The sequence below is a fragment of the Bradyrhizobium sp. STM 3562 genome (genome assembly GCF_045571435.1).
In the GTDB taxonomy this organism is placed as follows: Bacteria; Pseudomonadota; Alphaproteobacteria; order Rhizobiales; family Xanthobacteraceae; genus Bradyrhizobium.
Genome location: NZ_CP120694.1, coordinates 3,992,279 through 4,016,314, shown reverse-complemented (window position 1 = coordinate 4,016,314; position 24,036 = coordinate 3,992,279). Strand labels below are relative to the sequence as shown.

29 protein-coding genes are annotated in these 24,036 nt (G+C 62.7%); 11 read left to right on the top strand and 18 right to left on the bottom strand.

The features are described 5' to 3' along the window. Positions 1-93: 93 nt before the first annotated feature. The 5 genes from P6U23_RS18470 to P6U23_RS18450 all read right to left on the bottom strand — a co-directional run bounded on the left by P6U23_RS18470 (position 94) and on the right by P6U23_RS18450 (position 4,769). Positions 94-1,062, bottom strand: coding sequence for a branched-chain amino acid ABC transporter permease (locus P6U23_RS18470; RefSeq protein ID WP_024509887.1), 969 nt, complete (start codon positions 1,060-1,062; stop codon positions 94-96). Between the two features lies 1 nt (position 1,063). Continuing rightward, on the bottom strand, positions 1,064-1,927 hold the full coding sequence (locus P6U23_RS18465) for a branched-chain amino acid ABC transporter permease (protein WP_407181117.1): 864 nt from the start codon (positions 1,925-1,927) through the stop codon (positions 1,064-1,066). 74 nt (positions 1,928-2,001) lie between these two features. Beyond that, positions 2,002-3,225, bottom strand: a complete 1,224-nt coding sequence (locus P6U23_RS18460) for an ABC transporter substrate-binding protein (protein ID WP_407181116.1) — start codon at positions 3,223-3,225, stop codon at positions 2,002-2,004. A 43-nt stretch (positions 3,226-3,268) separates the two neighbouring features. Next, positions 3,269-4,021, bottom strand: coding sequence for an ABC transporter ATP-binding protein (locus P6U23_RS18455; RefSeq protein ID WP_407181115.1), 753 nt, complete (start codon positions 4,019-4,021; stop codon positions 3,269-3,271). After that, a complete protein-coding gene (locus P6U23_RS18450) occupies positions 4,014-4,769 on the bottom strand; it encodes an ABC transporter ATP-binding protein (protein WP_024509883.1) in 756 nt (251 codons plus the stop codon). The genes P6U23_RS18455 and P6U23_RS18450 overlap by 8 nt, the downstream gene beginning before the upstream one ends. Positions 4,770-5,133: 364 nt before the next feature. Between P6U23_RS18450 and P6U23_RS18445 the strand changes: the two genes are divergently transcribed. Next, on the top strand, positions 5,134-5,736 hold the full coding sequence (locus P6U23_RS18445) for a hypothetical protein (protein WP_407181114.1): 603 nt from the start codon (positions 5,134-5,136) through the stop codon (positions 5,734-5,736). Here the strand turns inward: P6U23_RS18445 and P6U23_RS18440 are convergent. Continuing rightward, complete coding sequence (locus P6U23_RS18440) at positions 5,733-6,008, bottom strand: hypothetical protein (protein WP_407181113.1); 276 nt, start codon at positions 6,006-6,008, stop codon at positions 5,733-5,735. The genes P6U23_RS18445 and P6U23_RS18440 overlap by 4 nt on opposite strands. 34 nt (positions 6,009-6,042) lie before the next feature. Here P6U23_RS18440 and P6U23_RS18435 point away from each other — a divergent pair, with 34 nt between their 5' ends. Further along, complete coding sequence (locus tag P6U23_RS18435; RefSeq protein WP_407181112.1) at positions 6,043-6,363, top strand: hypothetical protein; 321 nt, start codon at positions 6,043-6,045, stop codon at positions 6,361-6,363. Here P6U23_RS18435 and P6U23_RS18430 read toward each other — a convergent pair. After that, positions 6,360-7,409: a carbon-nitrogen hydrolase family protein gene (locus tag P6U23_RS18430; protein ID WP_407181111.1), complete on the bottom strand. Its 1,050-nt coding sequence runs from the start codon at positions 7,407-7,409 to the stop codon at positions 6,360-6,362. The two genes, P6U23_RS18435 and P6U23_RS18430, sit on opposite strands and share 4 nt — an antisense overlap. Before the next feature lie 160 nt (positions 7,410-7,569). Between P6U23_RS18430 and P6U23_RS18425 the strand changes: the two genes are divergently transcribed. From P6U23_RS18425 to P6U23_RS18415, 3 genes are all read left to right on the top strand, one after another. Further along, a complete protein-coding gene (locus tag P6U23_RS18425) occupies positions 7,570-8,520 on the top strand; it encodes a LysR family transcriptional regulator (protein ID WP_407181110.1) in 951 nt (316 codons plus the stop codon). Between the two features lie 86 nt (positions 8,521-8,606). After that, on the top strand, positions 8,607-8,900 hold the full coding sequence (locus P6U23_RS18420; RefSeq protein WP_407181109.1) for a DUF485 domain-containing protein: 294 nt from the start codon (positions 8,607-8,609) through the stop codon (positions 8,898-8,900). Positions 8,901-8,911: 11 nt separating this feature from the next. Next, positions 8,912-10,495, top strand: a complete 1,584-nt coding sequence (locus P6U23_RS18415) for a cation acetate symporter (protein WP_407181108.1) — start codon at positions 8,912-8,914, stop codon at positions 10,493-10,495. A 27-nt stretch (positions 10,496-10,522) separates the two neighbouring features. On the opposite strand, the gene P6U23_RS18410 is transcribed toward P6U23_RS18415, so the two are convergent. The 5 genes from P6U23_RS18410 to P6U23_RS18390 form a co-directional block, all read right to left on the bottom strand. Next, positions 10,523-10,879 carry an ArsC family reductase gene (locus P6U23_RS18410; protein ID WP_407181107.1) on the bottom strand — a complete coding sequence of 119 codons (357 nt, stop codon included), beginning with the start codon at positions 10,877-10,879 and terminating at the stop codon, positions 10,523-10,525. A gap of 98 nt (positions 10,880-10,977) precedes the next feature. Further along, the gene (locus P6U23_RS18405) at positions 10,978-11,913 is read right to left on the bottom strand and encodes an oxygenase MpaB family protein (RefSeq protein WP_407181106.1); all 936 of its coding nucleotides are present in this window, start codon (positions 11,911-11,913) and stop codon (positions 10,978-10,980) included. A 111-nt stretch (positions 11,914-12,024) separates the two neighbouring features. Continuing rightward, a complete protein-coding gene (locus P6U23_RS18400) occupies positions 12,025-12,729 on the bottom strand; it encodes a glutathione S-transferase family protein (RefSeq protein WP_407181105.1) in 705 nt (234 codons plus the stop codon). Between the two features lie 32 nt (positions 12,730-12,761). Continuing rightward, positions 12,762-13,376: a class I SAM-dependent methyltransferase gene (locus P6U23_RS18395; RefSeq protein WP_407181104.1), complete on the bottom strand. Its 615-nt coding sequence runs from the start codon at positions 13,374-13,376 to the stop codon at positions 12,762-12,764. 82 nt (positions 13,377-13,458) lie between these two features. Continuing rightward, positions 13,459-13,806, bottom strand: coding sequence for a DUF1428 domain-containing protein (locus P6U23_RS18390; RefSeq protein WP_407181103.1), 348 nt, complete (start codon positions 13,804-13,806; stop codon positions 13,459-13,461). A gap of 222 nt (positions 13,807-14,028) precedes the next feature. Here P6U23_RS18390 and P6U23_RS18385 point away from each other — a divergent pair, with 222 nt between their 5' ends. From P6U23_RS18385 to P6U23_RS18375, 3 genes are all read left to right on the top strand, one after another. After that, positions 14,029-14,406, top strand: coding sequence for a hypothetical protein (locus tag P6U23_RS18385; protein ID WP_407181102.1), 378 nt, complete (start codon positions 14,029-14,031; stop codon positions 14,404-14,406). A gap of 93 nt (positions 14,407-14,499) precedes the next feature. Beyond that, positions 14,500-14,979 carry a DUF3592 domain-containing protein gene (locus P6U23_RS18380; protein ID WP_407181101.1) on the top strand — a complete coding sequence of 160 codons (480 nt, stop codon included), beginning with the start codon at positions 14,500-14,502 and terminating at the stop codon, positions 14,977-14,979. 81 nt (positions 14,980-15,060) lie between these two features. Further along, positions 15,061-15,711: a hypothetical protein gene (locus tag P6U23_RS18375; RefSeq protein WP_407181100.1), complete on the top strand. Its 651-nt coding sequence runs from the start codon at positions 15,061-15,063 to the stop codon at positions 15,709-15,711. A gap of 69 nt (positions 15,712-15,780) precedes the next feature. Here the strand turns inward: P6U23_RS18375 and P6U23_RS18370 are convergent, their stop codons facing one another. Then, the gene (locus P6U23_RS18370) at positions 15,781-16,557 is read right to left on the bottom strand and encodes a LamB/YcsF family protein (protein ID WP_407181099.1); all 777 of its coding nucleotides are present in this window, start codon (positions 16,555-16,557) and stop codon (positions 15,781-15,783) included. Positions 16,558-16,681: 124 nt separating this feature from the next. Beyond that, positions 16,682-18,484, bottom strand: coding sequence for a chloride channel protein (locus P6U23_RS18365; RefSeq protein WP_407181098.1), 1,803 nt, complete (start codon positions 18,482-18,484; stop codon positions 16,682-16,684). A gap of 113 nt (positions 18,485-18,597) precedes the next feature. On the opposite strand from P6U23_RS18365, the gene P6U23_RS18360 reads away from it, so the two are divergent. Then, positions 18,598-19,047 (top strand): MarR family winged helix-turn-helix transcriptional regulator, encoded by a 450-nt coding sequence (locus tag P6U23_RS18360; protein WP_407181097.1) that lies wholly within the window; start codon positions 18,598-18,600, stop codon positions 19,045-19,047. Between the two features lie 21 nt (positions 19,048-19,068). Here P6U23_RS18360 and ybaK read toward each other — a convergent pair whose 3' ends face one another. Beyond that, positions 19,069-19,542 (bottom strand): Cys-tRNA(Pro) deacylase, encoded by a 474-nt coding sequence (gene ybaK, locus P6U23_RS18355; RefSeq protein WP_407181096.1) that lies wholly within the window; start codon positions 19,540-19,542, stop codon positions 19,069-19,071. Between the two features lie 179 nt (positions 19,543-19,721). On the opposite strand from ybaK, the gene P6U23_RS18350 reads away from it, so the two are divergent. Then, the gene (locus P6U23_RS18350; protein ID WP_407181095.1) at positions 19,722-20,675 is read left to right on the top strand and encodes a metallophosphoesterase family protein; all 954 of its coding nucleotides are present in this window, start codon (positions 19,722-19,724) and stop codon (positions 20,673-20,675) included. A 76-nt stretch (positions 20,676-20,751) separates the two neighbouring features. On the opposite strand, the gene P6U23_RS18345 is transcribed toward P6U23_RS18350, so the two are convergent. The 3 genes from P6U23_RS18345 to P6U23_RS18335 form a co-directional block, all read right to left on the bottom strand. Beyond that, complete coding sequence (locus tag P6U23_RS18345; RefSeq protein ID WP_407181094.1) at positions 20,752-21,102, bottom strand: Lin0512 family protein; 351 nt, start codon at positions 21,100-21,102, stop codon at positions 20,752-20,754. Between the two features lie 142 nt (positions 21,103-21,244). Further along, positions 21,245-22,141, bottom strand: coding sequence for an SDR family oxidoreductase (locus P6U23_RS18340; protein WP_407181093.1), 897 nt, complete (start codon positions 22,139-22,141; stop codon positions 21,245-21,247). 162 nt (positions 22,142-22,303) lie between these two features. Continuing rightward, entirely contained in the window at positions 22,304-22,735 is a 432-nt protein-coding gene (locus tag P6U23_RS18335) for a nuclear transport factor 2 family protein (RefSeq protein ID WP_407181092.1), read from the bottom strand. Positions 22,736-22,973: 238 nt separating this feature from the next. Between P6U23_RS18335 and P6U23_RS18330 the strand changes: the two genes are divergently transcribed. Beyond that, the gene (locus P6U23_RS18330; protein ID WP_407181091.1) at positions 22,974-23,948 is read left to right on the top strand and encodes a LysR family transcriptional regulator; all 975 of its coding nucleotides are present in this window, start codon (positions 22,974-22,976) and stop codon (positions 23,946-23,948) included. Positions 23,949-24,036 lie beyond the last annotated feature (88 nt).

Below are 24,036 nucleotides of genomic sequence, written 5' to 3'. Positions count from 1 at the left end.
GATTTCGAGGCAAAAGCCCACCCTACCCCGGCAGGCTCAAGCCGATCATCCACCGCTTTATGGGAAACGCCAAAGGCGCGGAAAACGGCCGCCTTACAGCGATCGCTTAAAGTAATGCGCGACCTCGCCGATGATGCCGCGGCGGAACAGGAGCACGCAGGCGACGAAGATCACGCCCTGGATCACCGTGACCCATTGGCCGAACCCGGCCAGATATTGCTGCATGGCGATGATGACGAATGCGCCAACGACCGGCCCAAAAATGGTGCCGAGGCCGCCGACCAGCGTCATCAGCACGATCTCGCCCGACATGGTCCAGTGCACGTCCGTGAGCGATGCGTTCTGGGCAACGAACACCTTCAACGCCCCGGCAAAGCCGGCCAGCGTGCCCGACAGGATGAAGGCCAGCCATTTGTATTGATCGGTCTTGTAGCCGAGCGAGATCGCGCGCTGCTCGTTCTCCCGGATCGACTTCAGAACCTCGCCGAATGGCGAGTTGATCGTGCGGTAGATCAGGAGGAAGGCGCCGAGGAAGCCGGCCAGCACCACGTAATAAAGGATCGTCGGTTGCGAGAGATCGAAGACGCCGAACAGGCGGCCCTGCGGGATGCCCTGAATGCCGTCCTCGCCATGAGTGAACGGCGCCTGCAGATAGATGAAATAGAGCAGTTGCGACAGCGCCAGCGTGATCATCGAGAAATAGATGCCCTGGCGGCGGATCGATACGTAGCCGGTCACGATAGCCAGCGCGAAGGCGGCGGCAGTGCCGACGACGATGCCGAGTTCGGGCGGCAGGTTCCAGACCTTCAGCGCATGGGCGCTGCAGTAGCCCGCTGTGCCCAAGAACATCGCGTGCCCGAACGAAAGCAAGCCGCCGTAGCCGATCAGGAGGTTGAAGGCGCAGGCGACCAGCGCAAAGCACAGCGCCTGCATCACGAAGAACGGATAGATGCCGGTGAACGGCACGATCGCAAGCAGCACCGCCATGAGGCCGAACACGATCATCTCGTCGCGCATCGCGCGCGGCGTGATCGGCAAGGTGTCGTCGGTCATTGCTGTCATGTCAGGCCGCCCGTCCCGTCAGTCCCGTCGGCTTTACCAGCAGCACCAGCACCATGAGCACGAACACCACGGTGTTGGAGGCCTCGGGATAAAAATACTTGGTCAATCCCTCGATCACGCCCAGCGCAAAGCCGGTGATGATCGATCCCATGATCGAGCCCATGCCGCCGATCACCACCACCGCGAACACGACGATGATAAGGTCGGCGCCCATCAGCGGGCGCACCTGGTTGATCGGGGCCGAGAGCACGCCGGCCAGCGCCGCGAGCCCGACGCCAAGCCCGTAGGTCAGCGTGATCATCCGCGGCACATTGATGCCGAAGGCACGGACCAGCGTGGGGTTTTCAGTGGCCGCGCGCAAATAGGCGCCAAGCCGCGTCCGTTCGATCAAGAACCAGGTCGCGAGACACACGACGAGCGAGAACACCACGACCCAACCGCGGTAGATGGGCAGGAACATGAATCCGAGATTCATGCCGCCCCTCAATTGATCGGGAATGGAGTAAGGCAGGCCGGAGGAGCCGAAATAGTTCTGGAACACGCCCTGGATGATCAGCGCCAGGCCAAAGGTGAGCAAGAGGCCATAGAGATGGTCCAGCCCGGTCAGCCATTTCAGCATGGTCCGCTCCAGGATCATGCCGAAAATCCCGACCACGAGCGGCGAGATGATGAGCGCAAACCAATAGTTGATGCCGAACAGGTTGAGCAGGAAGTAAGCGACGAAGGCGCCCATCATATAGAGAGCGCCATGGGCGAAATTGATGATGTTGAGCATGCCGAAGATCACGGCAAGCCCGAGACTGAGCAGCGCGTAGAACGAGCCGTTGATCAGTCCCACCAGAAGCTGTGCGTAAAGGGCTTGCATCGGTTCTCTCTCGACGCTCCGTTCATCTCAATTGACGAAGTGCGGCGGCAGGCTTGGCCGCCGCACCTCGAGGGTCACTTCTTCAGCAAGGGACAGGTGCTCTTGTCCAGCGGCGTAAAAGCCTCGTCCGCGGGAATGGTGGACACGAGCTTGTAGTAGTCCCAAGGTCCCTTGGACTCGGACGGCTTCTTGACTTCGAAGAGATAGGCCGGATGAATGGTGCGACCGTTCGGCTGGATGCTGCCCTTACCGAACAGGGCATCATCGGTCGGAATTTCCTTCATCTTCGCGACGATCTTGGCGCCGTCATGCGGGTTGCCGCCGAGGGCTTCGAGCGCCTTGAAGTAATGCAGCAGGCTGGCGTAGACGCCGGCGTGCACCATGGTCGGCATGTTGTGGTTCTTCATCCGCTCCTGGAACCGCTTGGCGAAGGCGCGCGTGCCATCGTTCATGTCCCAGTAGAAGGTCTCGGTAAAGTTCAGCCCCTGTGCCGTGTTCAAGCCGAGCGAGTGCACATCGGTGATGAACAGAAGCAGCGCCGCGAGCTTCTGGCCGCTGCTCGTGATGCCGAATTCGGCAGCCTGCTTGATCGAATTGGTGGTGTCGGCTCCGGCATTGGCGAGACCGATGATCTTGGCCTTGGAGGCCTGCGCCTGCAGCAGGAAAGAAGAAAAATCAGCCGTGCTCAGCGGAGCCTTGACGCCACCGAGCACCTTGCCCCCCGCCGCCTGGACGGCCGCCGTGGTGTCGCGTTCGAGCGCCGCGCCGAAGGCATAATCAGCCGTGAGGAAGAACCAGCTATCGCCGCCGTTCTTGGTGAGGGCCGAACCGGTGCCGTGGGCCAGGGTGTAGGTGTCGTACGTCCAATGAATCGTGTTGGGCGTGCACTGCGCGTTGGTCAGATCGGACGTACCCGCGCCGGAATTGAGCAGGATACCGTTCTTTTCCTTGACGATGTTGGAAACCGCCAGCGCGACGCCGGAATTGGGCACGTCGACGATGACATCGACCTTATCGACGTCGAACCATTGCCGCGCAATGTTGACGCCGATATCGGGCTTGTTCTGATGATCGCCGGCGATGATGTCGATCTTCCAGCCCTTCCCCGTCAACCCTGAGTCTTCCACGGCCATCTGCGCCGCAAGGGTCGACCCCGGCCCGCCGAGGTCCGCGTACAGGCCGGACTGATCGGAGAGCGCGCCGATCTTGACGACCTTGTCGTCGGCGTGCGCGAGGCTCGCGGCCGCGAGCGTGAGCGCCGTCGTCAGCAACAAGGATGCAATCGATTTGGTTTTCATTGTTTATCCCTGACCTTTTTTCTCGTTAATCTTCGCTGTGTCGTTAAACGCCAAGGTAAGCGTGCAGCTTGTCCATGTTGGCCTGTAGTTCGCTGTTTGCAAAACCGTCGATGATCTTGCCGTGCTCGACGACGTAGTAGCGGTCGGCCACGGTCGAGGCCCAGCGAAAATTCTGTTCCACCAGAAGGATGGTAAAGCCCTCCTTCTTCAGCCGCGCGATGGTGTGGCCGATCTGCTGGATGATCACAGGCGCGAGGCCCTCGGTCGGCTCGTCCAGCATCAGGAAGCTTGCGCCGGTGCGCAGGATGCGCGCGATCGCCAGCATCTGCTGCTCGCCGCCGGAGAGTTTCGTCCCCTGACTTTTCAGGCGCTCCTTCAGGTTCGGAAACAGGTCGAAGATCTGGTCCAGCGACAGCCCGCCTTGCCGCACCACCGGGGGCAGCAGCAGGTTTTCGCGCACATCGAGGCTGGAGAAGATGCCGCGCTCCTCGGGGCAGAAGGCGATGCCTGCCCTCGCGATCCTATCGGAGGACGTGCGGATGATCTCCTGGCCGTTGAAGCGGATCGACCCCGAGCGCTTGCCGATGATCCCCATGATCGACTTCAGCGTCGTGGTCTTGCCGGCGCCGTTGCGGCCGAGCAGCGTGACGACCTCGCCGGCGTTCACGGTGAAATTGATGCCGTGAAGAATATGCGACTCGCCGTACCAGGCTTCGAGATTGGCGACCGACAGGATCTCGCCGCCCGCCGCGGGCGCGGCTCTCGCGGGCGCTTCAGCCAACTGCAAATCAGGCATGACCGGCTCCGAGATAGGCTTCCTTGACGCGCTCGTCCTTGGAAAGATCGGCATATGAGCCTTCGGCCAGCACATGACCGCGCGTCAGCACTGTGATGACGTCGGAGAGGTTAGCGACGACGCTCAAATTATGCTCGACCATCAGGATGGTGTATTTGGCCGAGATGCGCTTGATCAGCGCGGCGATCTTGTCGATGTCCTCATGGCCCATGCCGGCCATCGGCTCGTCCAGCAGCATCATCTCCGGGTCGAGCGCGAGCGTCGTCGCAATCTCCAGCGCCCGCTTGCGCCCATAGGGCATTTCGACCGCGGGCGTGTTGGCAAACTCGCTCAGGCCCACATCGTTCAACAATTCCAGCGCCCGGCCGTTGAAGCGGTTGAGCACGGATTTGGAGCGCCAGAAATCGAAGGATTGGCCGTGCTGACGCTGCAGCGCGACCCGGACATTTTCCAGCGCGGTGAGATGCGGGAACACCGCCGAGATCTGGAACGAGCGCACCAGGCCCAGCCGCGCAACGTCGGCCGGCGCCGTCGCCGTGATGTCCTGCCCCTTATAGAGGATCGTGCCCGCGGACGGCCGCAGGAACTTGGTGAGCAGATTGAAACACGTGGTCTTGCCGGCCCCGTTGGGGCCGATCAATGCGTGAATGTGCCCACGTCTGACCTTCAGCGAAACGTCGCGAACGGCAAAGAATCCCGCGAATTCCTTGGTCAATCCGTGGGTCTCGAGAATGAACTCGTCAGCCAAACAATTTCCCCCTCCCGCGCACGACGTGGCGTGCACGGCTCGTTTTTAACGCAACGGGCAGTTTCCCAGGAAACGCGCGGGAAAACCGTCCCGAACCGCCGCCTCCGGGGGCGGAATATGCCGTCATCTCCCCCGCTTACGCAAGGCGGAAAGCTTCATCCGCCCCCGTGGCGTGCCGCCGCGCGGCTCCGCCCTTAGTCGCATGCTCGACGACACGCGGCCGGAAGCGGCTGTAGCGCAAGGCCCACCATTCCGCTAGAGGCGAAAATTTGCCTGCGACGCTGGTTCACCGGTCGCCCCTTCATAGAAAATTTTCCCTTGGATGGGAAAATTCGCTTGTTTGCAGTGGACGTGGGTTTCAGCCGTGGATTTCGAGAGCGCGGGCCCTTCGGTCGTCAAATCAATCAGGCAGCGTGAACTCCTGAACGGCTGGCTCAGGCTGTACGCGCGCGAGCAGTCATTGCCGCGGATCGCCGAATACCAGCCGGAGCGGCTGGAGGAGGAGAAACCGGACCTCGTCTATTATACGGTCGAGGCCGATCGCGACCCGCCGCGCTTCATCATCCAAAGCGAGGGTACGCGGATGTCGAGCGCCTACGGCCACACCGGCAAAGGCCACTATCTCGACGCGTATGTCGGTCCGCGGCTCGCGCCCTACGTGATGCCGGTCTATTATGAATGTGTGAGACGGAAACTTCCCGTCTACACGATTGCGCATATCGATGATACTTACGGGCGAATCGTCGCCTATGAGCGGCTGCTCATGCCATTTTCAAACGGCGGTGCCGTCACCGATGTCCTCGCCTCGCTGAAGACGATTTGCGAAGACGGCGGCTTTGAAATCAAGAATCTGATGCGGGGAAATGACACGCTGCCCAGGCCCAAAATTCGCGCCGTCATCGACCGCGATCTGTCTTACCGCGCCCCCGGCCGGATTCCGGCGCGCGACGTGATTGAATTCAACTAGACATGGAATTCGCCAGCGCCAACCCCTCGGTGGTGAGGTCCATCCAGCAACGCGTGCTGCTCAACGCCTGGCTCCGCGCGCTGCGCGAGCCGAACGGCCTGCCAGCGATCGCCGATTTCCGGCATGATGGGGGTGCCGACGAACTCGCCGATATGATGATTTTCGATGTCGAAGGCGCGGGCGAGAGCGCACGGTTTTTCATCACTCAGGAAGGATCGCGGCTCGCGGCCGCCTATGGCCGCGAGGACCTCGATCCCGCCGCGCGCATCCATCGCTATCTCGATGCCGCGGTCGACCCGATCGCCTATGCGCGCGCCCTGCCCTGCTACCGAGGCCTGTGTCGCGCGCCGGCGGCCGACCTATTCCATTGCGAAGGTGATGGACCTCGACGGCAAGGAGGTGTCGTTCGAGCGCTTGCTGCTGCCGTTCGGCCGCGGCGACGAGGTCGAGCAGATCGTGGGCTCCTACAAGGCGATCAGCATCGAGGGCGGCTTCAAGATCACGAATCTGATGGGCCCGCGTGCCGACTCGCTCCCGGTCCGGACGCTCAACGCCGTGATCGACCTCGAGCTCGCGCATCGGCCTCCCGGCGTGCGCGCCTCCGACGACATCATCGAGGCGGATTAGCCAAACGTATCCTCGCCCGCCGAGATCTCGGCCACTCGCGACGCGCGCGGCTCTGCCGGGACGCCTGCGCGGGCGTCCTCGCGAAACGTCGCGGGCGTCAGCCGGGTGCGGTCGACCGACAGATCGAAAATGTCGAACCGGTTGTAGTAGCCGACCACATCGTGAAATTGCTTCGGCTCGACGCATCGGTTGAGATCGATCTCGGCATAGGCAATGCCCTCGTCGTCCTGCAGCGCGTCGCCCATCATCTCGCCGGTCGGATCGACGAAAAAGCTCGCCGCGCGCGGCGTCCGATCGATCACATCGGCGATATCGGAATCGCGGTCGATCAGATAGGCGCGCATCGCCGCATCCATGTAGCCGGCGGTGACGATGCCGAACACCTTGGCCTCGAAGCAATGCGCGCTGGCACGGATGCGGTTGGCGGCCACGTTATTGAAATTGCCGCCACCCGCAGGTCTCCGTGTCGGCCACATCGGCGGCCAGCTCGAGACGTGCACCTGCTCGCCCTGGGCCATCAGCGAAAAACGCGCCAGCGGATTGGTGTTCTCGCCACAGATCAGGCATCCGATGCGCCCCAGCCGCGTCTCCGCGAGCTTCAGACCGGCACCGTCGCCGGATGACCAAACCAGCTTCTCGTAGAAGGTCGGCACCAGCTTGCGGTGATGAACCAGAACGTCGCCCTCCTCGCCGATCAGCAGGTTGGCGTTCCACAATCCGCCGGCGCTCACTTGCGAACGCTCGCTGATGCCGATCGAGACCGTCACCCCAAGTGCCCGCGCCTCGGCGCAGAGCCGTGCGACCTCGGGGCCATCCGCCAGCACGGATTGATCGGCCATGCGGACGAACAGGTCATGATTGTCGATCGGCGCCCACAGGGCGGCCCAGACCGGAAAGGCCGGGATGTAGGTCTCGGGAAAGGCGATCAGCTCCGCGCCGGCCTTCGCTGCCTCGCGCATGATGGCAACGGCCTTTTCGGTCGTCGCCTGGCGGTCGAGGAAGACGGGCGCAGCGTGGACGGCGGCAGCCTTGAAGCGAGGGAGCATGGGTTCTTCCGCTCTCATTGATCGATTGCCGCCGACCGGTATCATTTTCGCCGTTCCGGGCCGCATCTGAATTGTCGCAAGGCCTCTTGCGAAGGATCGGAAGACTTGACTGGAATGAGATTTGCCTCTCGCAATCCGGTCCAAACCGTCGGAGGCCAGGATGTTCGATACGCTGAACTGGGACGACCTGCGGGTTTTCCTCACCGCGGCGCGTGCCGGGAATCTCAGCCAGACCGCGAAACGGATGCGGCTGGACCACTCGACGGTCAGCCGCCGCATCGCTCAGATGGAGGCCGCGCTCGGGATCGCGGTGTTCGAGCGGCACCGCACCGGGCTCAAGCTCAACGAGATCGGCGAGCGGCTCCTCCGCCATGCCGAGCGGGTGGAGAGCGCGGTGATTGCCATCCGCGAGGAGGCCAGCGCCGGTGACGCCCAGGAGCTGGTCGGAACCGTGCGCCTGGCCACCATGGAGGGCATCGCCTCGCTCTATCTGGCGCAACGCTTTGCCAATCTGCGTCGCATCGCCCCGCAACTCACGATCGAGCTCGTTACCTCGCCGCAGACGGTTTATGTGCATAAGCGCGAGGCCGATCTATTCGTCTCGTTTTTCCGGCCGCCCGGTCCCGGCCTGATCTCCGAGCGCATCGGCAAATTCAGGCTCGGTCTTTATGCAGCTCGCCCCTATCTCGACAGCCACGGCACACCCGCAACCTTGCGCGATCTGCATGAGCATTGGTTCGTGTCCTATATCGAGGATCTCATCCAGGTGGACTCGGTGCGCTGGCTCGCCGACATCATCGAGCACCCGAAAATCGCCTTCCACTCGAACAGCATGATCGCGCAGATGAACGCTGCCGCCGCCGGCCTTGGCATCGTGCTGCTGCCAGGCTTTGCGGTCGCGGGCCGGCCGGACCTGATTGCCGTTCTTCCCGATGTCGCGGCGACCACCCGCGAGGTGTGGCTCAACGTTCATAGCGACCTGCAATTTGCTCCCCGCATTCGCGCCGTCCGCGCCTTCCTCAAGAACACCCTGAAGAGGGACCCGGACATGCAGGTCTCGCTCGCGGACGCTGTGCCGGAGCTGCGCACGGCAGATTGCAAAAATCCGTAGTTCCCTTTGCAGAGGGCGCGGCGGAAGCTTCATGCACGCGCCTGGCTGGGGCGCACGCAAGATCCCGCAAGATGTAAGGGGGCGACGTGACCGCGATCATCTCTGGCAACGCCGATCCGGCGCAGCGTGGCGCAGCGCTCGCCAAGAGGAGGCTCAAATTCGCGCTGGTCCTGAGCGCGGCGATGGTCGTCATCTATTTCGGCTTCATGTGCCTGTTTGCCTTTGACAAGCCGCTGCTTGGAACCGTGCTGGCTCCGGGGCTTTCGCTTTGCATCGTGCTTGGCCCGCTCGTGATCATCTCCTCCTTCCTGCTCTGCCTCGCTTACGTGATCTGGGCGAACCGCGTGTTCGACACCGGTGTTCGCAAGCTCGTTCGCTAGGGAGGACGGAGATGGGCAGCAACACGCTTTCGATCGGCTTCTTCTTCGCCTTCATGGCGCTGACGCTCGCGATCACCTATTGGGCCGCGCGACGAACCCGCACGACCGAGCACTTTTTCGCCGCCGGCGGCGAAGTCACGCCCTGGCAGAATGGCTGGGCGCTGGCGGGAGATTTCCTGAGCGCCGGCGCCCTGCTCGGCATTGCCGGAATCGTCACCTCGAACGGCTTCGACGGCATGATCTACTCGATCGGATGGCTGGTCGGCTGGCCGATCATCCTGTTTTTGATCGTCGAGCCCTTGCGCAATGTGGGGCGCTTCACCTTCGCCGATGTAGTGGCCTACCGCCTGCGGCAACGGCCCGTGCGGCTTGCGGGCGCGCTGGGCACGATCGCCGTGATCCTGTTCTATCTGATCGCGCAGATGGTCGCGACGGGATCGCTGATCAAGCTGCTCTTCGGCCTTCCCTACACATGGTCCGTCGTCGTGGTCGGCGGCGTGATGCTGATTTACGTGCTGTTCGGTGGCATGCTGGCGACGACCTGGGTTCAGGTGGTCAAGGCGGCGCTCCTGATGGCCGGCGGCGTTGTGCTGGCGCTCCTGGTGCTGACGCATTTCGACATGAGCCCGCTGAAGCTGTTTGCCGCGGCATCCGAAAAATACGGGGCGCGGGTTCTGCAGCCGGGATCGAAGGTGGTGTCGGGGCGGTGGGATGCGATCTCGCTCGGGATCGGCCTGATGTTCGGAACCGCGGCGATGCCGCACGTGCTGATGCGGGCCTATACGGTGAAGGATTCCAAGGCGGCACGGCTCTCGATCCTGTACGCGACCGGCCTGATTGGCCTCTTCCATCTCATGGTGTTCATCATCGGCTTCGGTGCGATGGTGCTGGTCGGCCCCGAGGCGGTGGCCAAGGCCGGTGGCGGCGGCAACATGGCAGCTCCGCTCCTGGCATTGACCGTGGGCGGCAATGCCTTCTTCGGCTTCATTTGCGCGGTGTCCTTTGCCACCATGCTGGCCGTGGTCGCCGGCCTGACGCTCTCAGGCGTTGCCACACTCTGCCATGATGTCTGGACCAATGTGGTCAGGAACGGCTCGGCGTCGGAGGCCGAACAGCTCAGGATCGCGCGCGTCGCGACCGTGGCCATTTCCATCCTCGCCATTGTCCTGGGCATCGCTTTCGAGGGCCAGAATGTCGCGTTCATGGCGGGACTTGCGTTCTCGATCGCCTGCGCCGCCAACTTCCCCTCGCTCGTCCTCGCCATCACCTGGCGCCGCCTCACGACGTCAGCCGCCGTCGCCAGCATTCTCGTGGGAACGATCAGCTCGCTCGTCCTGATCTATTTGTCGCCCACCATCCAGGTCGACATCCTCGGCAAGCCCTTGGCACAGATCGAACATGAATGGTGGTTCGTGTCGCTGCGCAATCCCGCCATCATCAGCATGCCGCTGTCGTTCTGCGTGGCCATCATTCTGTCGTTGATCACGACCGAGGCCAACGCCGATGCCACCTTCGACGAGATGCAGGAGCGGATGCTGCTCGGACCGCTGCAGGCCAGCGCGCCGCCACGGCCCCGAGCCAAGAGCGCGGCTTAGCAACGAGGGCCGGCCGCCAATCCCATCTCACCGCTTCGATTTCACTTCGCTCGCGTAGAGGTCGGGCTTGAACCCCACGAGCAGCTTGCTGCCGATCTCCAGCACCGGCCGCTTGATCATCGAAGGCTGCTCGATCATGAGCGCCAGTGCCTTCTTCTCGTCGAGGCCTTCCTTCTCGGCATCCGGCAGTTTGCGAAAGGTGGTGCCGGCACGGTTGAGCAGACTTTCCCAGCCGAGCTTGTCGCTCCACTGCTTGAGCTTGTCCTTCGCAATGCCTGCGGTCTTGTAGTCGTGAAACTGGTAAGCCACGCCATGGTCATCGAGCCAGGTGCGCGCCTTCTTCATGGTATCGCAGTTCTTGATGCCGTAAATGATGATGCTCATTATCGAGGATGCCTCCCGTTCGGTTCGGGCATGCTTATCCCACCAGCGCTCGCTTGGCCACGCTTAGTACATCGCCACTCCGTCCGTTCCAGGAGGTGTCACATGCTCGGCTGGCCTATCCACAATCGGTTGAGCCATCGCGTCACAAGCGAGGGCTGCGCCTGGCCTCGCAAGCGCGCAAGCGCCTCCTGATATGGCCCTACCGTGCGCACCCGGTCGGGGAGCAGCGGATAGCTGCGTCGCATCCATTTCAACGCGCGGGCAGCGCTGCGCTGCTCGGCCTCGCCGAACGGAAGATCGAATGCGGCGCGCAACCGCGGCGGCAGCATCTGGGCGGTCAGGGCCCGATACCAGAATGGCGGCCGAACCTTCGTCGGCACGCCCGAGAAAATCTGCCGCACGATGTCCCGGGCGGCCGGGATGACGGTGAGCACATCCGACTCCACCATCGCCTCATTGTAGGCAACGAAGGATGTCCAATCGGAGGTCAGGCTGTCGGACGGAATGCCGAACAGAGCCGCGTAGAGCCGGGCCTCGGACCAATAGCGCTCGCGCGCATCGTACGACAGCGGCGGCAACACCAGATCATACGCCATCAGCGCGGTCTCGACCAAGGTGGCGTGAACCCAGCGCAGCGCCGCGACGTCATTGGCACAATATGGTGAGCCGGCGGCGAATGGGCCGGCCGCCACCGGCAGAGCCCCGACCACGGCCGTATGGCGCTGGTACAATCGGTGCGCCACCGCGAGCGCCTGGTCCGGCGTGCCGAAAACCATCGTGAACATCACCTTGAACGTCCGGTGAAAGCGTCCAAGCGGATCAGTGAACACCCGCGATTGATCGGCGATGGCGGCGGCGACCCACGGGTGGGCCAATTGCAGGACGAGCGCGCGGCCGGCGCCGAGAAAGATCGCGGCTTCCCGGTCCACCTGCCAGGTCACGGACGCCGGGCCGAATATCCCCTCCCGCGGCCCCGCGGCACTGGCGCGCACGGTGTCGAGCTGACGTTCAAGATCCTCAGCGGAGACAAGCATGACGGTTCATATGTAAGCGCGCCCAAAGCGGGTTGCCTTGACCCCGACCTAAGTCGCGCGGCGCGAATGCTTCCTCAGCGGATTGCCGCATCAAGCTTGGTGCGCGCCCGCTCACGGCCGCTTCGGAATGTCCAGTCCGCGCTGTACGGCGGGGCGGGCCAATCCCCGCTCGAGCCATCCGGGCACATGGGCGAGGCGATCGAACTCGACCAGCTCGCGCGCGCCGTAAAAGCCGATCAGGTTGCGCACCCAGCCGAACATGGAGATGTCGGCGATGGTGTACTCATCGTCCATGATCCATTGCCGTCCGTCGAGGCGCTGTTCGATCACGCCGAGCAGGCGCTTCGATTCGTTGACATAGCGCTCCAGCGGCCGCTTGTCGGGAATGTCCTTGCCCGCGAACTTGTGAAAAAAGCCGAGCTGGCCGAACATCGGCCCGATGCCGCCCATCTGGAAATGCACCCACTGAATGGTCTGCCAGCGGCGCGCCGGATCGGCCGGCAACAGCTTGCCGGTCTTCTCCGCGAGATATTGCAGGATCGCGCCCGATTCGAACAACGGCAGCGGCTTGCCGCCGGGGCCGTCGGGATCGAGGATCGCCGGGATCTTGCCGTTGGGGTTGAGCGAGAGAAATTCCGCGGTCTTCTGGTCATCCTTGTTGAAATCGACCAGATGCACTTCGTAAGGCAGCCCGATCTCCTCCAGCATGATCGAAACCTTGACGCCGTTCGGCGTCGGAAGCGAGTAAAGCTGCAACCGGTCGGGATGCCGCGGCGGCCAGCGCTTGGTGATGGGAAAGGCGGAGAGATCGGACATCGTTTTTCCTGGCTCTTGTGTCGGTGGCGCGGCTACGCGGGTCTGGCGCGGCCTTCATACAGATATGTGTGCGTTCGCGGTCCAGGCAACCGCGGATTTGCCAGCGCCTCGATGCTAAAGCCGGCGGCGGTGAGAAGATCGTCCATCTTGCGATTGAGATGGCAGCCGCCCGCGAGACGCGACCACAGGGGATCGAGCCGGTCCTGCCAGCGCGCGACACCCGCCTCCGGCGCGCGGCCGTGCTCGACGAACAGCAGCGCGCCGCCCGGCTTGAGCACACGGCGCATTTCGGAGAGCGCGCGCAAGGCGTCGGGGATGGTGCACAGGGTCCAGGTCGTGACCACGGTATCGAAACTGCCGGCCTCGAGCGGAATCGCCTCCGCCGACGCATCGAGCAACGTGACCGGCAGCGGAGCCGACCGCGCCCGGGCGCGCGCCATCCGCAATAATTCAGGCGACGGCTCGAGCCCGATCACTGATGCCGCGCTCCTGCCATAGAGCGGGAAATTCATTCCCGAGCCGACGCCAATCTCGAGCACCCTGCCCTCCGCCGCGCCGACGACATGACGGCGGAACGGCAAAAGCTGCTTCTGGCTCATCGCCAGATGGGTGAGGCAAGGCACGATACGGCGTTGATAGAAGCCCATTGGCGCTTCCCGCTCGCAGCCGCGACGAGCTCAGTCAACCCGGTTGCTTGTCAGCATCGTAACGGCTGCGGCGCGTATGCACTCACATTTCAAGCCACATGTCAAAACCGCCAAAGATCATCCGCTTGCCATCGAAGGGCATGTCGCCCTCTTTCAGCCGGGGATCCGCCATGACCTTCGCATTGATGGCGTCGCGCTCCGCCCGGCTGCGATAGACGATCCAGGAGAAGATCACGATCTCGTCCTCCTTGGCCTGGACGGCGCGGGGAAAGGAGGTCAATTGGCCATAGGGCACGTCGTCGCCGATGCATTCGACGTAAGAGAGCGCGCCATATTCCTTCCAGACCTCGCCGGCTTTTCGCGCCAGCGCCTTATAGGCTTCCAGGTTGGCTTTCGGGACCGGAACCACAAAACCATCGACATAGGGCATCAAGGACCTCCTTGGGTTTGGTTGCTCCCGAAGGACGATCGATGGGACGGCAATCCGACAGCGGCAGCGAGCGGCGTTACGCCGCAGCATCGGTGGGGACGTTGCGGCTGCGATGCCCGGCAGCCTCGACAGCCTTTTGCCGCCGGCACTATGGTTCCTATCTGTAGGTTAAGGTTAGGACCCGCGATGTCGAGCACAACCTATCAATTGATCGAAACGGCGATGGCCGAGCGTAAGCAGGTGCTTTGCTTCTATGAAGGCTTCGCACGCGAGCTCTGTCCGACGATTCTCGGGCACACCAAGGGCCAGGAACGCGCATTCGCTTATCAGTTCGCCGGCGGCGCCAGCAAAGGCTTGCCGCCAGGCGGCGCGTGGAAATGTCTGGCATTGCATAAAATGCGCGACGTCAAACTCCGCAGCGGAGGTTGGCATACCGGCACAAGCCACAAGAGCCCACAAACATGCATCGAGGACGTCGATCTCGACGTCAATCCGCAAAGCCCCTACAATCCCCGTCGGAAGCTGACGCCTCCATCGGGCAAACCGGCGCCTGGTGGCAGAACCTCGCCTTCCTCCAAACAGGGGCAAAATTCCGGATAGGCGATGCGAAGGAAACGATGAGCCCTGGGGCAAGCCGTCCGGAATGTATTCCAGATTTCACGACATCGCGGAAAGTACTATCTTCGCAAGCCAATGCCCAGAGTTCACGCCCAGCAGAAAGCAACGATGTCCGGGCGTGGCCTCATCCCCCTAGCGATCCCATTCATCATTGGTCTTGTCTTTCTCGTCGCGACCATAGTCACTTTCGCGCGCACCCTGGTCTTTATCGTCGGTGCCACCAGAACCGAGGCCACCTTCGTCGGCGCCGTCGCGAAGCGCGGCGGCAATCACGGCGGCACGTTCCTGCACCCTCAGTTCACTTTCACGACCGAAGACGGCCGCAGGATCATATTTACGTCGCCCTCCGGCTCCACCGATCAACCGTACGAAGATGGCCAGAAAGTTCTTGTGCTCTATGACGCGCATGATCCCGCTCACGCAGAGATCGATTCCATCGGCAATGTCTGGCTCGCAACGCTGCTTCTGGCCCCGTTCGCGCTGCTCTTCACGATCATTCCTGCCGCCGTTTTCGTCCTGACGCGCCGTCAAACGCCTGTTGTCGATCTCCAATAGATGGTGGGCAACTTGACATCGCGACGACAACGGCGGTGCGCCAGCGCGGAAATTGCGAGTACATTGGGCGAGTAGAAGCCTATGCTGACCGACGCGATCCTGCACGTTCTCTACACCTTGGCACAGTGGCGCTTCCTGATGCTGTTCGCCTGCATCATGCTGGCGCTTGCCGCGTCAGCGCTTCCTCCTTTTCGGCCGCGCGCGGACGGACAGGCCCGGTTTCGGAGCCTTATCCCCCTCCCCCTCGGCATCGCTCTTGGCGTCGGCAACCTGATCTTCGGGCCGGACATCAGCACGGTGCTCGTCCATCGTTTCGGCACGAAAGGACAGGCGACCGTCACCGGCTCATATGACACCGGCAATTCCTACAATGATCGCCGGGTGATGGGTCACAACGTCCTGATCAAGACGGCGGACGAACGCACGATCCAAACCAGTTTCGAGGATGACGACTTCAACGTCTATCCGCCCGCGAACGGCGTCTACTACCCCCAGCAGGGCGATGTGTTCAACGTCAGCTATATCGAAAGCTTCCCTGAGGATTTCATCATCATCAGCAATGACGATAGTCCATGGGCGCACGCCTTGCGCTGCTTCGGGTTGATGTCGGCCGTGCATGAGGCCGACGGCAAGCAACGATTTGCGCCGAAATCGGCGGAGTTCCGGAAATCCTATGAAGATGCCCTCCAGACCGCGCGTGCCGCGGGCTGCAAGGCGGCCGGGAGCGAGTGAGCTCGAAATTTGTTGAGCCGGCGCGCGAGGCTTCCGCGACCGCGGTCCGCAGCCGCGTGGCCCGCTCGTTCAAACCCCGATCACCTCCGACATCGGCGCAAGCTTGATGTCCACCGCTGACAGCCGTTCGCGCAGGCGCCGCGCCATGGCAACTGCGCCGGGCGTGTCGCCATGGACGCAGACGCTGTCGATCCGGGTCGGCAGCCGTTTGCCGGAGAGACAGGTGATCTCGCGATCTCCGATCATGCGGATCACGCGCTCCGCCGCTAGCTCCGCATCATGGATCACCGCTCCTTCGAGACGGCGCGAGACGAGATTGCCGTTATCGGCATAGGCCCGATCGGCATAGATCTCGCGCACGACCGGCAAGCCGAATTTCTCTCCCGCCCGCTCCGTCTCCTGCCCCGGCATCACGACGAAGATCAGGTTTCTGTCGAGCGTGCGGATCGCCCGCGCTACCGCCTCGGCAAGATCGCGATCTTCAGCGGCCATGTTGCCGAGCGCGCCGTGGGTCTTGACGTGGCTGACCTTGTGGCCGACATCCGCGGCCAGTGCCATCAAGGCACCGACCTGATAGAGCACGATCTTTTCAATGTCCTGGGGACGCTCGCCCTGGATCGGCCGGCGGCCAAAACCCCACAGATCGAGGAAGCCAGGATGCGCGCCGGCGCCGACGCCATTGGACTTAGCCTCGTTCAGCGTCCGATGCATCACCAGGGGATCGCCGGCATGGAAGCCGCAGGCGATGTTGGCGGACGTGACGATCTTGAGCATTTCGGCGTCATCACCGAGCGAATAGACGCCGAACCCCTCCCCCATGTCGCAATTCATGTCGATCAGCGCCATCGTCTCACCTCGTTTGGGGGATTCCGGCGGAATATAAACATGACGGCGCCTGCCGCGCCACCGAGGTTTCCGAGCGCGCCGCGCGCACGGTACGTATGTCGAAGGCCCGGGAGAAATCAGCCGTTCAATATTGCTGCATCGCTTCGCGCGTTGCGACCGTGTCCGGCTTGAGGAAATAGGCGGCCCGGATTTCCTCGGCCGCGCGCGCCGACCGGCGGATGCGCAGGAGGTCCTTGCGCGAGACAAGACCGACCAAGCGCATGGTGTCGCGCTCCACAATCGGCACGCGTCCGGCTTCCGCGGCGGCCATCCGGTCGGCAAGCTGCGCGACGGTTTCGTCCGCGTATCCGACGATCAGCGAGTCATCGGAATGCCGCTCGAACAGCGTCTCGCCGTGCGCGTCCTCCTCCGTTCGCCAGCGCAGGATATCGGCTCTCGCCACCATGCCGATCACGCGGCCGTCGCGGCTCCGGATCGGGTAGGATTTGTGCCGCGGCTCCTCCGTTGAGAAAAAGGTGATGGCCTGATCGACGGTCATCTCCGCCGGCAGCGTGTCCACCTCGCGCACCATGACGTCGGAAACGCGCAGCAGCTCGAATGGATCAATGCTGTACTCGCGCACGACATGTTGCCCGCGGCGCGCGATCTTCTCGGTCAGGATCGAGCGTTTGAGCAGCAGGACGGTCACGGCATAGGCCGCGCCCGTTGCCGCCAGGAGCGGGCCGAGCAGCGCCAGATTGCCGGTCAGCTCCACGGCAAACAGAATGCCGGTCAGCGGCGAGCGCATGGTGCCGCCCATCATCGCCGCCATGGCGATCAGCGCCCAGGCGCCGGCGTCGCCGGGCAGCAACTGGCCTTCCAGCCAGCCGAGGCAACCGCCGAAGATCAGAAGCGGTGCCAGCACGCCGCCGGATGTGCCCGAGGCCAGCGCGATGATCCAGATGATCGACTTCACGAGGAGGATCGTCGCGGCCTCCGCGATCGTCATATGGCTTGCGAGGAGATCGCCGATGACGTCGTAACCCACGCTCAATGCCCGCGGCTCGACGAGGCCGCCGAGCCCGACCGCAAGCCCACCGAGCGCCGGCCACCACATCCAGTGGATCGGCAGCGCACCGAACAGGTCCTCGGCCTTGTACAGCAGGCCCGTCAGCAATCCCGATTGCAGCCCCGCGACCATGCCGACGCCGATCGACGCCGCAAGCCTCCACCAGGATGGGTCGAGCGAGCCTGCGAACGGAAACAGTGGTCCCGATCCAATGACCAGCGGCCGCAGCGCCGCCGACAGCGCGCATGCCGTGATGACAGGAATGAGACTGCGCGGCTTCCATTCGAACAGCAGCAATTCAACGGCCAGGAGAACGGCTGCGATCGGCGTGCCGAAAATCGCGGTCATGCCGGCCGCGGCGCCTGCGACAAGCAGCGTCTTGCGTTCGGCGGCACTGAGGCTGAAACATTGCGCAAACAGCGATCCGATCGCGCCGCCCGTCATGATGATAGGTCCCTCGGCGCCGAACGGCCCGCCGGTGCCGATCGAGATGGCGGAGGACAGGGGTTTCAGCAGCGCGACCTTGGGGGACATCCGGCTCTCGCCGATCAGGATGGCCTCGATCGCTTCCGGAATGCCGTGGCCGCGGATCTTCTCCGAGCCGAAACGGGCCATCAGCCCGATGATCAGGCCGCCCAGCGCCGGAGCGACCACCATCCACCAATTGGCCTTGGCGCCGGCAAGCGACATGGCGTGCGCGTCGACGGTCTGAAACCAGACCAGGTTGGTTACGAGCGCAATGGCCCGCAAGAGGACCCAGGCCGCCGCTATGCCGCCCGCGCCGACGCAAACGGCCATGGCAACCAGCACGAGGACTCGCCGGTCAGTGGTAAAGTCGCCCAGCCGCGAGGGGGCGCCGACGGAATGCGAACGATGCAAGACAGCCTCTCTTTGGGCACTGTTTGGGCACGCGCCCGCCGGGCGGAGCCTTGCGGTCCGAAAAATCGCATGGCGAATACATCGCATTACGAACTAATTCAAGACGGGGACTTATGAGCGAGAAGCAGAAGCGGCGAGCCAAAAATGGAGAGCTGGATCAGCGCGACTATGCCATCCTCGCCTCGTTCCGTCGCTCTTTGAGGAGATTTCTGGCGTTCAGCGAGGAGGCGGCCCGAAAGGCCGGGCTGCCGCCGCGACAGCATCAGGCGATCCTGGCAATTCGCGGCCTCGCACCGGATCGCGGCATGTCGGTCCATGAGCTGGCCGAGCACTTGCTGTTGAAGCCGCAGACCACGGTCGAACTGGTCGATCGCCTGGTGGATGCGGGGCTGGTGCGGCGGGAGCGCGACGAGATCGACCGCCGCCGGGTCTTCCTGAGCTTGACCGCAAAAGCCAACAAGATCCTGGAGAAGTTATCGGCCGCGCATCTGGCGCAGATTCGCCGCGACGCGCCCCAACTCATCGAATTGCTCCGGGACGTGGCCCAATACGATGCGGAGTGAGCGGAGGGGACGCGCGGCTTGTCATGCCACCAGCGGCGCAACGATCGCATTCAGCGCGGCCGCCGCATCAGGGGGTGCCAATCGCACCTGCAGCCCACGCTGGCCGCCATTGATGAACACCAGCTCATGTGCCATCGCCTGCTCTTCAATAGCGGCTGGAATCTTGCGCATCTGGCCGAACGGGCTGATGCCGCCGACCTTGTAACCTGACAACCGCTCCGCCTCCGCAGGCTTCATCATCTGGGCCGACTTGCCACCGAAGGTGGCGGCGAGCTTTTTCATGGACACCTCATGATCGGAGGGCACGATCACGCAGACCGGCTTGCCGTCGACCACTGCCATTAACGTCTTGAGCACCCGCCCGGGCGTCTCGCCCAGAGCTTCGGCGGCCTGCAAGCCGACCCGGTCGGCATCCGGATCGTAGTCGTAAGCGTGGACCGTGAAGGCGATGCCCGCCTGCTCCAGCATTTTCGTCGCGCGCGTCGCCTTGGACATCACGATCCCCTTTTCTTCCGTCCGGACGAATTAGCGCGCCTTGGGACTTTGGAAAACCAAGACCTCTCATGCCGCCCTGAAACGCGGCAACATATCCCACCAGCCTGGGTTAGCTCCTCCACGACGCGAGATCGTTGCTGCTTTTGCGCGCTTCGACATTTCAACCAGGACCGAAACGTATGGCTGCCGCAATGAGCTATCCAGGATCGGACGATGTCGGTTGGAGTATCTGGAGCTACTCGTCGGTATTTGGGGCTCCCGACTCGCTCGACCTCTCGTCTTCTCGCATGCACCGGCCATTCAGGACCAAAGGCACGAAACAAATGACGAAGAAAGTAATCGCCCACTTCACGGATGCCCATTTGGGCCAAAAATTGGTGATTGGCGGCGAGATTGCCGGCGACAAAATGCGCTATGATGGCGAGCCCGAAGAGCACGAGACCAACTTGCGGCTGGTCCTTGACCATATTGCCCAGAACGGAATCTCGGAGCTCATTTTTGGCGGCGATATCGGCGCCAGGGAGCGCCTCGCGACTTTCTTTGAGCTGCTAGGCGCATATGACTTCACGGCATCTCTTATCCTTGGCAACCACGATGTCTATGCTGATGTCGCGGAATACAGGAGTGAGGGCGCCCGCGCAGTCGGCGGCAAGATGTGTTATTCCCGCGACGACGGGTGTCTAAGATATGTCTTTCTTGACACGTCCGACAACACTGTCGGCGGCGAACAGCTTGCCTGGCTTGAGCGCGAACTCACGGGGGCGAGCAAGGTCGCGCTGTTCCTGCATCACCCGATCCTGGACATCGACACTCCAGTGGAGCGAGCAGGCGCGATCTTACGAGATCGAGATGAGCTCAAGATGATTCTGACCCGCACGCGCTGCGACATTTCGGCATTTTGCGGCCATTACCACATGGAGGATGAGGCATCGGAGGCAAACATCCGGCAATTCGTCACGCCGGCCGTATCCTACCAGATCGTGAAGCGAGCCGAGCGCATTGAGGTCGATACCCGCGCGTCCGGCTACCGAATCCTGGAAATCGACGGCGGTGAGATCAAGACCGAGGTCGTGATGCTTTCAACGGCAGGACAACAGCGCGCTTCGGCCAACGAGCAAGAACATCCTGAATGATCATTTCGGCAAACCGCTGCAGGCCTTCGTATGCGCTTAGCACATCGCCATCGAGAGCCGACCGGTACCCAAACCTTTAGGCGGGAGATCCGTCGTCGAGGCTCACGATCACGGCGGCGTTCGCGATGATGATCGCATCGCCGCCGCTCTCGGCCGGAATCTCAAGCCCGCCTTTCACCGCAGTGACGGTCACGGTGCCGTAGGGCAGCTCTTTTGCGACGGCTGCAGTGTCGACGCCGCTCGGGTCTGGAACACCGATCGTCACGTCCACGAACATGTCATTGGCAGTCTTGCCGAGCATGCGGAAGAAGCCGAGGCTCGAGTGTCGAATCGCATCCGATACCGCACGCTTGGCAGCCTTGGTGGCATCCTTGCCGTGAACGTCCACGCCCATGCCCATTTCGGTGATACAGCGCACGCGTGCCATCCCATTGCTCTCCGTCGTTCTTTCGCCCGTCTCGCCGCGTTCGCCATTCCATGGCATGCTCCTCCCATTACGGCAAGGCGTCGGTGATCTCGAACGACGGCGCCTTAGGGCCAACAAAGATGTATTTCGTTAGCCTTGAGCTTCACATCTCGGAGAGCTGTAGCTGCTCGAGATCGGCAATCAAGCTGGGCCCGGTCGGCTGCCAGCCCAACTTTTTCCTTGTTTGCTCGCTCAAGGCAGGCATGTCGTGCGCCGCAAACATTGCGAGCCAGCCAAAATAGGCCTGAGCCTCTTCGGGCCGGATGGACTTGACCGGTATCTGCAAGCGTCGGCCGATCGCGTCGGCAATATCCCGGTGCGAGACGCCTTCTTCCGCGACGGCGTGATATTTTACGCCCGCCTGTGCCCTTTCGATCGCCAGCCTATAAAGGCGGGCTACGTCGAGGACATGCGCCGCCGGCCAGCGGTTGTGCCCGTCTCCGATATAGGCGCACACGCCCTTTTCACGCGCGATCGCGATTGCATAGGTGACGAGGCCCTGCCTGACCGTGTCGTGGACTTGCGGGAGGCGCACCACCGACACATTCACCCCCTCCGCGCCGACAGCGGCGGCCGCTTCTTCCGAGGCTGCGCGAGGAATCACGTCGGAGCTGATGACCGCGCCGTCTTCCCTGGCCGGCTGACCAGGCACGGTATTGGCCATCCCGGTCCCCGAGGTCACGATCAGCGGCCGATCAGACCCGGCGAGCGCCGAGCCGAGCGCCCTGATGACGCGTCGATCATCCTCGCAGTTCGCCGCAAATTTCGAGAAGTCGTGATTGAACGCGAGATGGATGACGCCGTCCGATCGCGCGGCCCCGTCTTTGAGGCTCTCCGGATCCTCGAGCGATCCACGATGAACCTCGGCGCCGGCGGCGATCAGCGCCGCCGCCTTTTCCTCGGAACGACAGAGGCCGAGCACCTGATGGCCGGTCGCGATCAACTCCTTGACGACGGCCGAGCCGATGAATCCGGTGGCGCCGGTCACAAACACACGCATGAGCAAAATCTCCAGCTTTCACGTTGGAGACAATCTGTGCTCACGCTCTGTTCCGGTAAAGTAGTGAGATTATCCTGGTATAGTGGCTAACACGATGAGCCGGTGCATCGCGCACGCATGCACGGGATCCGTCCAAGACGGCTCCTTTGGGCGTCCCGCAGCCTACCGCAAGGCCTGCATCTCGGCGGTCGCCACGCGAACGGTCATATCGTCAACCAGCTTACTGTCATCGTACTGAACGATACGGCTGATCTTGTCATTGGCGTCGAAGTAGATGAACCAACCGCAGTGCTGGTGGTACTGACCGCCACCTTTATCGGTAAGTGCGTGAGAATGCAGGCGAACCGCTGCCGACCTCTTCTCGACGTCCACGAGGATGTCGGTCGCCCTGAACCGAAACTCCTCGGTGAAGTTTTCCTTGAACGCGTTGAAATGTCGCTTCATAGCGTCAACCCCTCGCCATTCGCCGGCGGCGGGTTGCGTGCCCATGATCTCGAATACATAGTCAGGCGCCGTGTACGACCGAAACGCGTCGAGGTCGGCCTTTTCGGTGCAGAGGCCAATGATCTTTTCTACATGCGTCCTCGTGAGCATGACCGTGCTCCTTCAGCCCCTAATGAATGGGCGGGTCCGACGTTCCCGCCTTTCCCAAACTAGGCCGGGTCGATTTTCAAAACCGGCCAGCGACGGGCAAAACAGGACGGTACCCAGCACGCGAGCGACTTTTTTCTCGGTTCCGCAGACGATCGAGATCTGTCGGACCGCCCCGATGTCTCCGCGAAACCATTGCGCGCTTCCCGCGAGCGACTATCCGGGATAATCTCGAGGGGCTATGAAGCAGAACTTCACAGTACGGCAAGGCGCGCTCGACGGCGTCGAGGCGTTTTTAAGTGTTGCCCAGCATCGTAGCTTTCGCCGAGCCGCCGCCGGGCTCGGCGTCACTCCATCGGCGATGAGTCAGGCGATACGCGCGCTCGAGGCGCGCCTCGGCGCGGCCCTCTTCATACGCACGACGCGCAGTGTCGGCCTGACGGAAGCCGGCGAGCGTTTCCTGTCGCGTGCAAAACCGGCTTTCGAGGAGCTCGTTGCCGCCAGCGAAGTCGCGCGTGAGTTGGGGCAACGTCCGACCGGGCTCTTGCGCCTCGCGGTTCCGCGAGCGGTCGTCCCGCTGATCCTGGAGCCGGTGATCGCCTCTTTCCATCAGAGCTATCCCGAGATCGAGGTGGAGATCGCCGCGAGCGAGGAGCTGGTCGATCTCGCGGCCGAAGGCTTCGACGCCGGTATTCGCCTTGGCCAATTCATCGCGCCGGATATGGTGGCCGTTCGGCTAACGCCGCCGTTCTCATTCGTGGTGGTTGGCAGCCCTGATTATCTGGGCGCGCGGAAGCGGCCAGAGCGCGTCGATGATCTGCGCGATCACGCCTGCCTGCGCATGCGCCGCTCGAACGGATCGATCGCGCCCTGGCCCTTTATCGACGGCAACAAGACGATCGAGGTCATCGTCTCCGGACCACTCATCGCGCACGACTATCCGACACTTCTCGGAGCGGCGATCCAAGGCCTGGGACTTGCGCAGGTGCCCGGTCCGCTTGCCAAAGCGGCGATTGCCGGTGGCCAATTGCAAGCGCTGCTGACGTCCTTTGCCGTGACAACGCCAGGCGTTTTCCTCTACTACCCGGGTAAACGTCAGCTCTTGCCGAAGCTGCGGGCCTTCATCGATCACATCAAACACCGGAATGCCGATGTATCGCGCGGCGCGACGACCGCCCGAAAATTGCGCAGGCTCAACCGGGCAAACGGCTCCTGACCCGGAACCAGCGACGTGCTGGTTTTCAGAGTCATTCTCTTTACCTACGGCGAGAGCAGTCGCAGAGCTTCGTGGTAATTATCAAAAC

What these genes read in the sequence shown, in the direction of transcription:
- P6U23_RS18470 (WP_024509887.1), bottom strand. Translation starts at nt 1,062, where the DNA reads ATGACAGCAATGACCGACGACACCTTGCCGATCACGCCGCGCGCGATG.
- P6U23_RS18465 (WP_407181117.1), bottom strand. Translation starts at nt 1,927, where the DNA reads ATGCAAGCCCTTTACGCACAGCTTCTGGTGGGACTGATCAACGGCTCG.
- P6U23_RS18460 (WP_407181116.1), bottom strand. Translation starts at nt 3,225, where the DNA reads ATGAAAACCAAATCGATTGCATCCTTGTTGCTGACGACGGCGCTCACG.
- P6U23_RS18455 (WP_407181115.1), bottom strand. Translation starts at nt 4,021, where the DNA reads ATGCCTGATTTGCAGTTGGCTGAAGCGCCCGCGAGAGCCGCGCCCGCG.
- P6U23_RS18440 (WP_407181113.1), bottom strand. Translation starts at nt 6,008, where the DNA reads ATGGATGCGCGCGGCGGGATCGAGGTCCTCGCGGCCATAGGCGGCCGC.
- P6U23_RS18435 (WP_407181112.1), top strand. Translation starts at nt 6,043, where the DNA reads ATGCGCGCGCCCTGCCCTGCTACCGAGGCCTGTGTCGCGCGCCGGCGG.
- P6U23_RS18430 (WP_407181111.1), bottom strand. Translation starts at nt 7,409, where the DNA reads ATGCTCCCTCGCTTCAAGGCTGCCGCCGTCCACGCTGCGCCCGTCTTC.
- P6U23_RS18425 (WP_407181110.1), top strand. Translation starts at nt 7,570, where the DNA reads ATGTTCGATACGCTGAACTGGGACGACCTGCGGGTTTTCCTCACCGCG.
- P6U23_RS18415 (WP_407181108.1), top strand. Translation starts at nt 8,912, where the DNA reads ATGGGCAGCAACACGCTTTCGATCGGCTTCTTCTTCGCCTTCATGGCG.
- P6U23_RS18410 (WP_407181107.1), bottom strand. Translation starts at nt 10,879, where the DNA reads ATGAGCATCATCATTTACGGCATCAAGAACTGCGATACCATGAAGAAG.
- P6U23_RS18405 (WP_407181106.1), bottom strand. Translation starts at nt 11,913, where the DNA reads ATGCTTGTCTCCGCTGAGGATCTTGAACGTCAGCTCGACACCGTGCGC.
- P6U23_RS18400 (WP_407181105.1), bottom strand. Translation starts at nt 12,729, where the DNA reads ATGTCCGATCTCTCCGCCTTTCCCATCACCAAGCGCTGGCCGCCGCGG.
- P6U23_RS18395 (WP_407181104.1), bottom strand. Translation starts at nt 13,376, where the DNA reads ATGGGCTTCTATCAACGCCGTATCGTGCCTTGCCTCACCCATCTGGCG.
- P6U23_RS18390 (WP_407181103.1), bottom strand. Translation starts at nt 13,806, where the DNA reads ATGCCCTATGTCGATGGTTTTGTGGTTCCGGTCCCGAAAGCCAACCTG.
- P6U23_RS18385 (WP_407181102.1), top strand. Translation starts at nt 14,029, where the DNA reads ATGGCCGAGCGTAAGCAGGTGCTTTGCTTCTATGAAGGCTTCGCACGC.
- P6U23_RS18380 (WP_407181101.1), top strand. Translation starts at nt 14,500, where the DNA reads ATGCCCAGAGTTCACGCCCAGCAGAAAGCAACGATGTCCGGGCGTGGC.
- P6U23_RS18375 (WP_407181100.1), top strand. Translation starts at nt 15,061, where the DNA reads ATGCTGACCGACGCGATCCTGCACGTTCTCTACACCTTGGCACAGTGG.
- P6U23_RS18370 (WP_407181099.1), bottom strand. Translation starts at nt 16,557, where the DNA reads ATGGCGCTGATCGACATGAATTGCGACATGGGGGAGGGGTTCGGCGTC.
- P6U23_RS18360 (WP_407181097.1), top strand. Translation starts at nt 18,598, where the DNA reads ATGAGCGAGAAGCAGAAGCGGCGAGCCAAAAATGGAGAGCTGGATCAG.
- ybaK (WP_407181096.1), bottom strand. Translation starts at nt 19,542, where the DNA reads ATGTCCAAGGCGACGCGCGCGACGAAAATGCTGGAGCAGGCGGGCATC.
- P6U23_RS18350 (WP_407181095.1), top strand. Translation starts at nt 19,722, where the DNA reads ATGGCTGCCGCAATGAGCTATCCAGGATCGGACGATGTCGGTTGGAGT.
- P6U23_RS18345 (WP_407181094.1), bottom strand. Translation starts at nt 21,102, where the DNA reads ATGGCACGCGTGCGCTGTATCACCGAAATGGGCATGGGCGTGGACGTT.
- P6U23_RS18340 (WP_407181093.1), bottom strand. Translation starts at nt 22,141, where the DNA reads ATGCGTGTGTTTGTGACCGGCGCCACCGGATTCATCGGCTCGGCCGTC.
- P6U23_RS18335 (WP_407181092.1), bottom strand. Translation starts at nt 22,735, where the DNA reads ATGCTCACGAGGACGCATGTAGAAAAGATCATTGGCCTCTGCACCGAA.
- P6U23_RS18330 (WP_407181091.1), top strand. Translation starts at nt 22,974, where the DNA reads ATGAAGCAGAACTTCACAGTACGGCAAGGCGCGCTCGACGGCGTCGAG.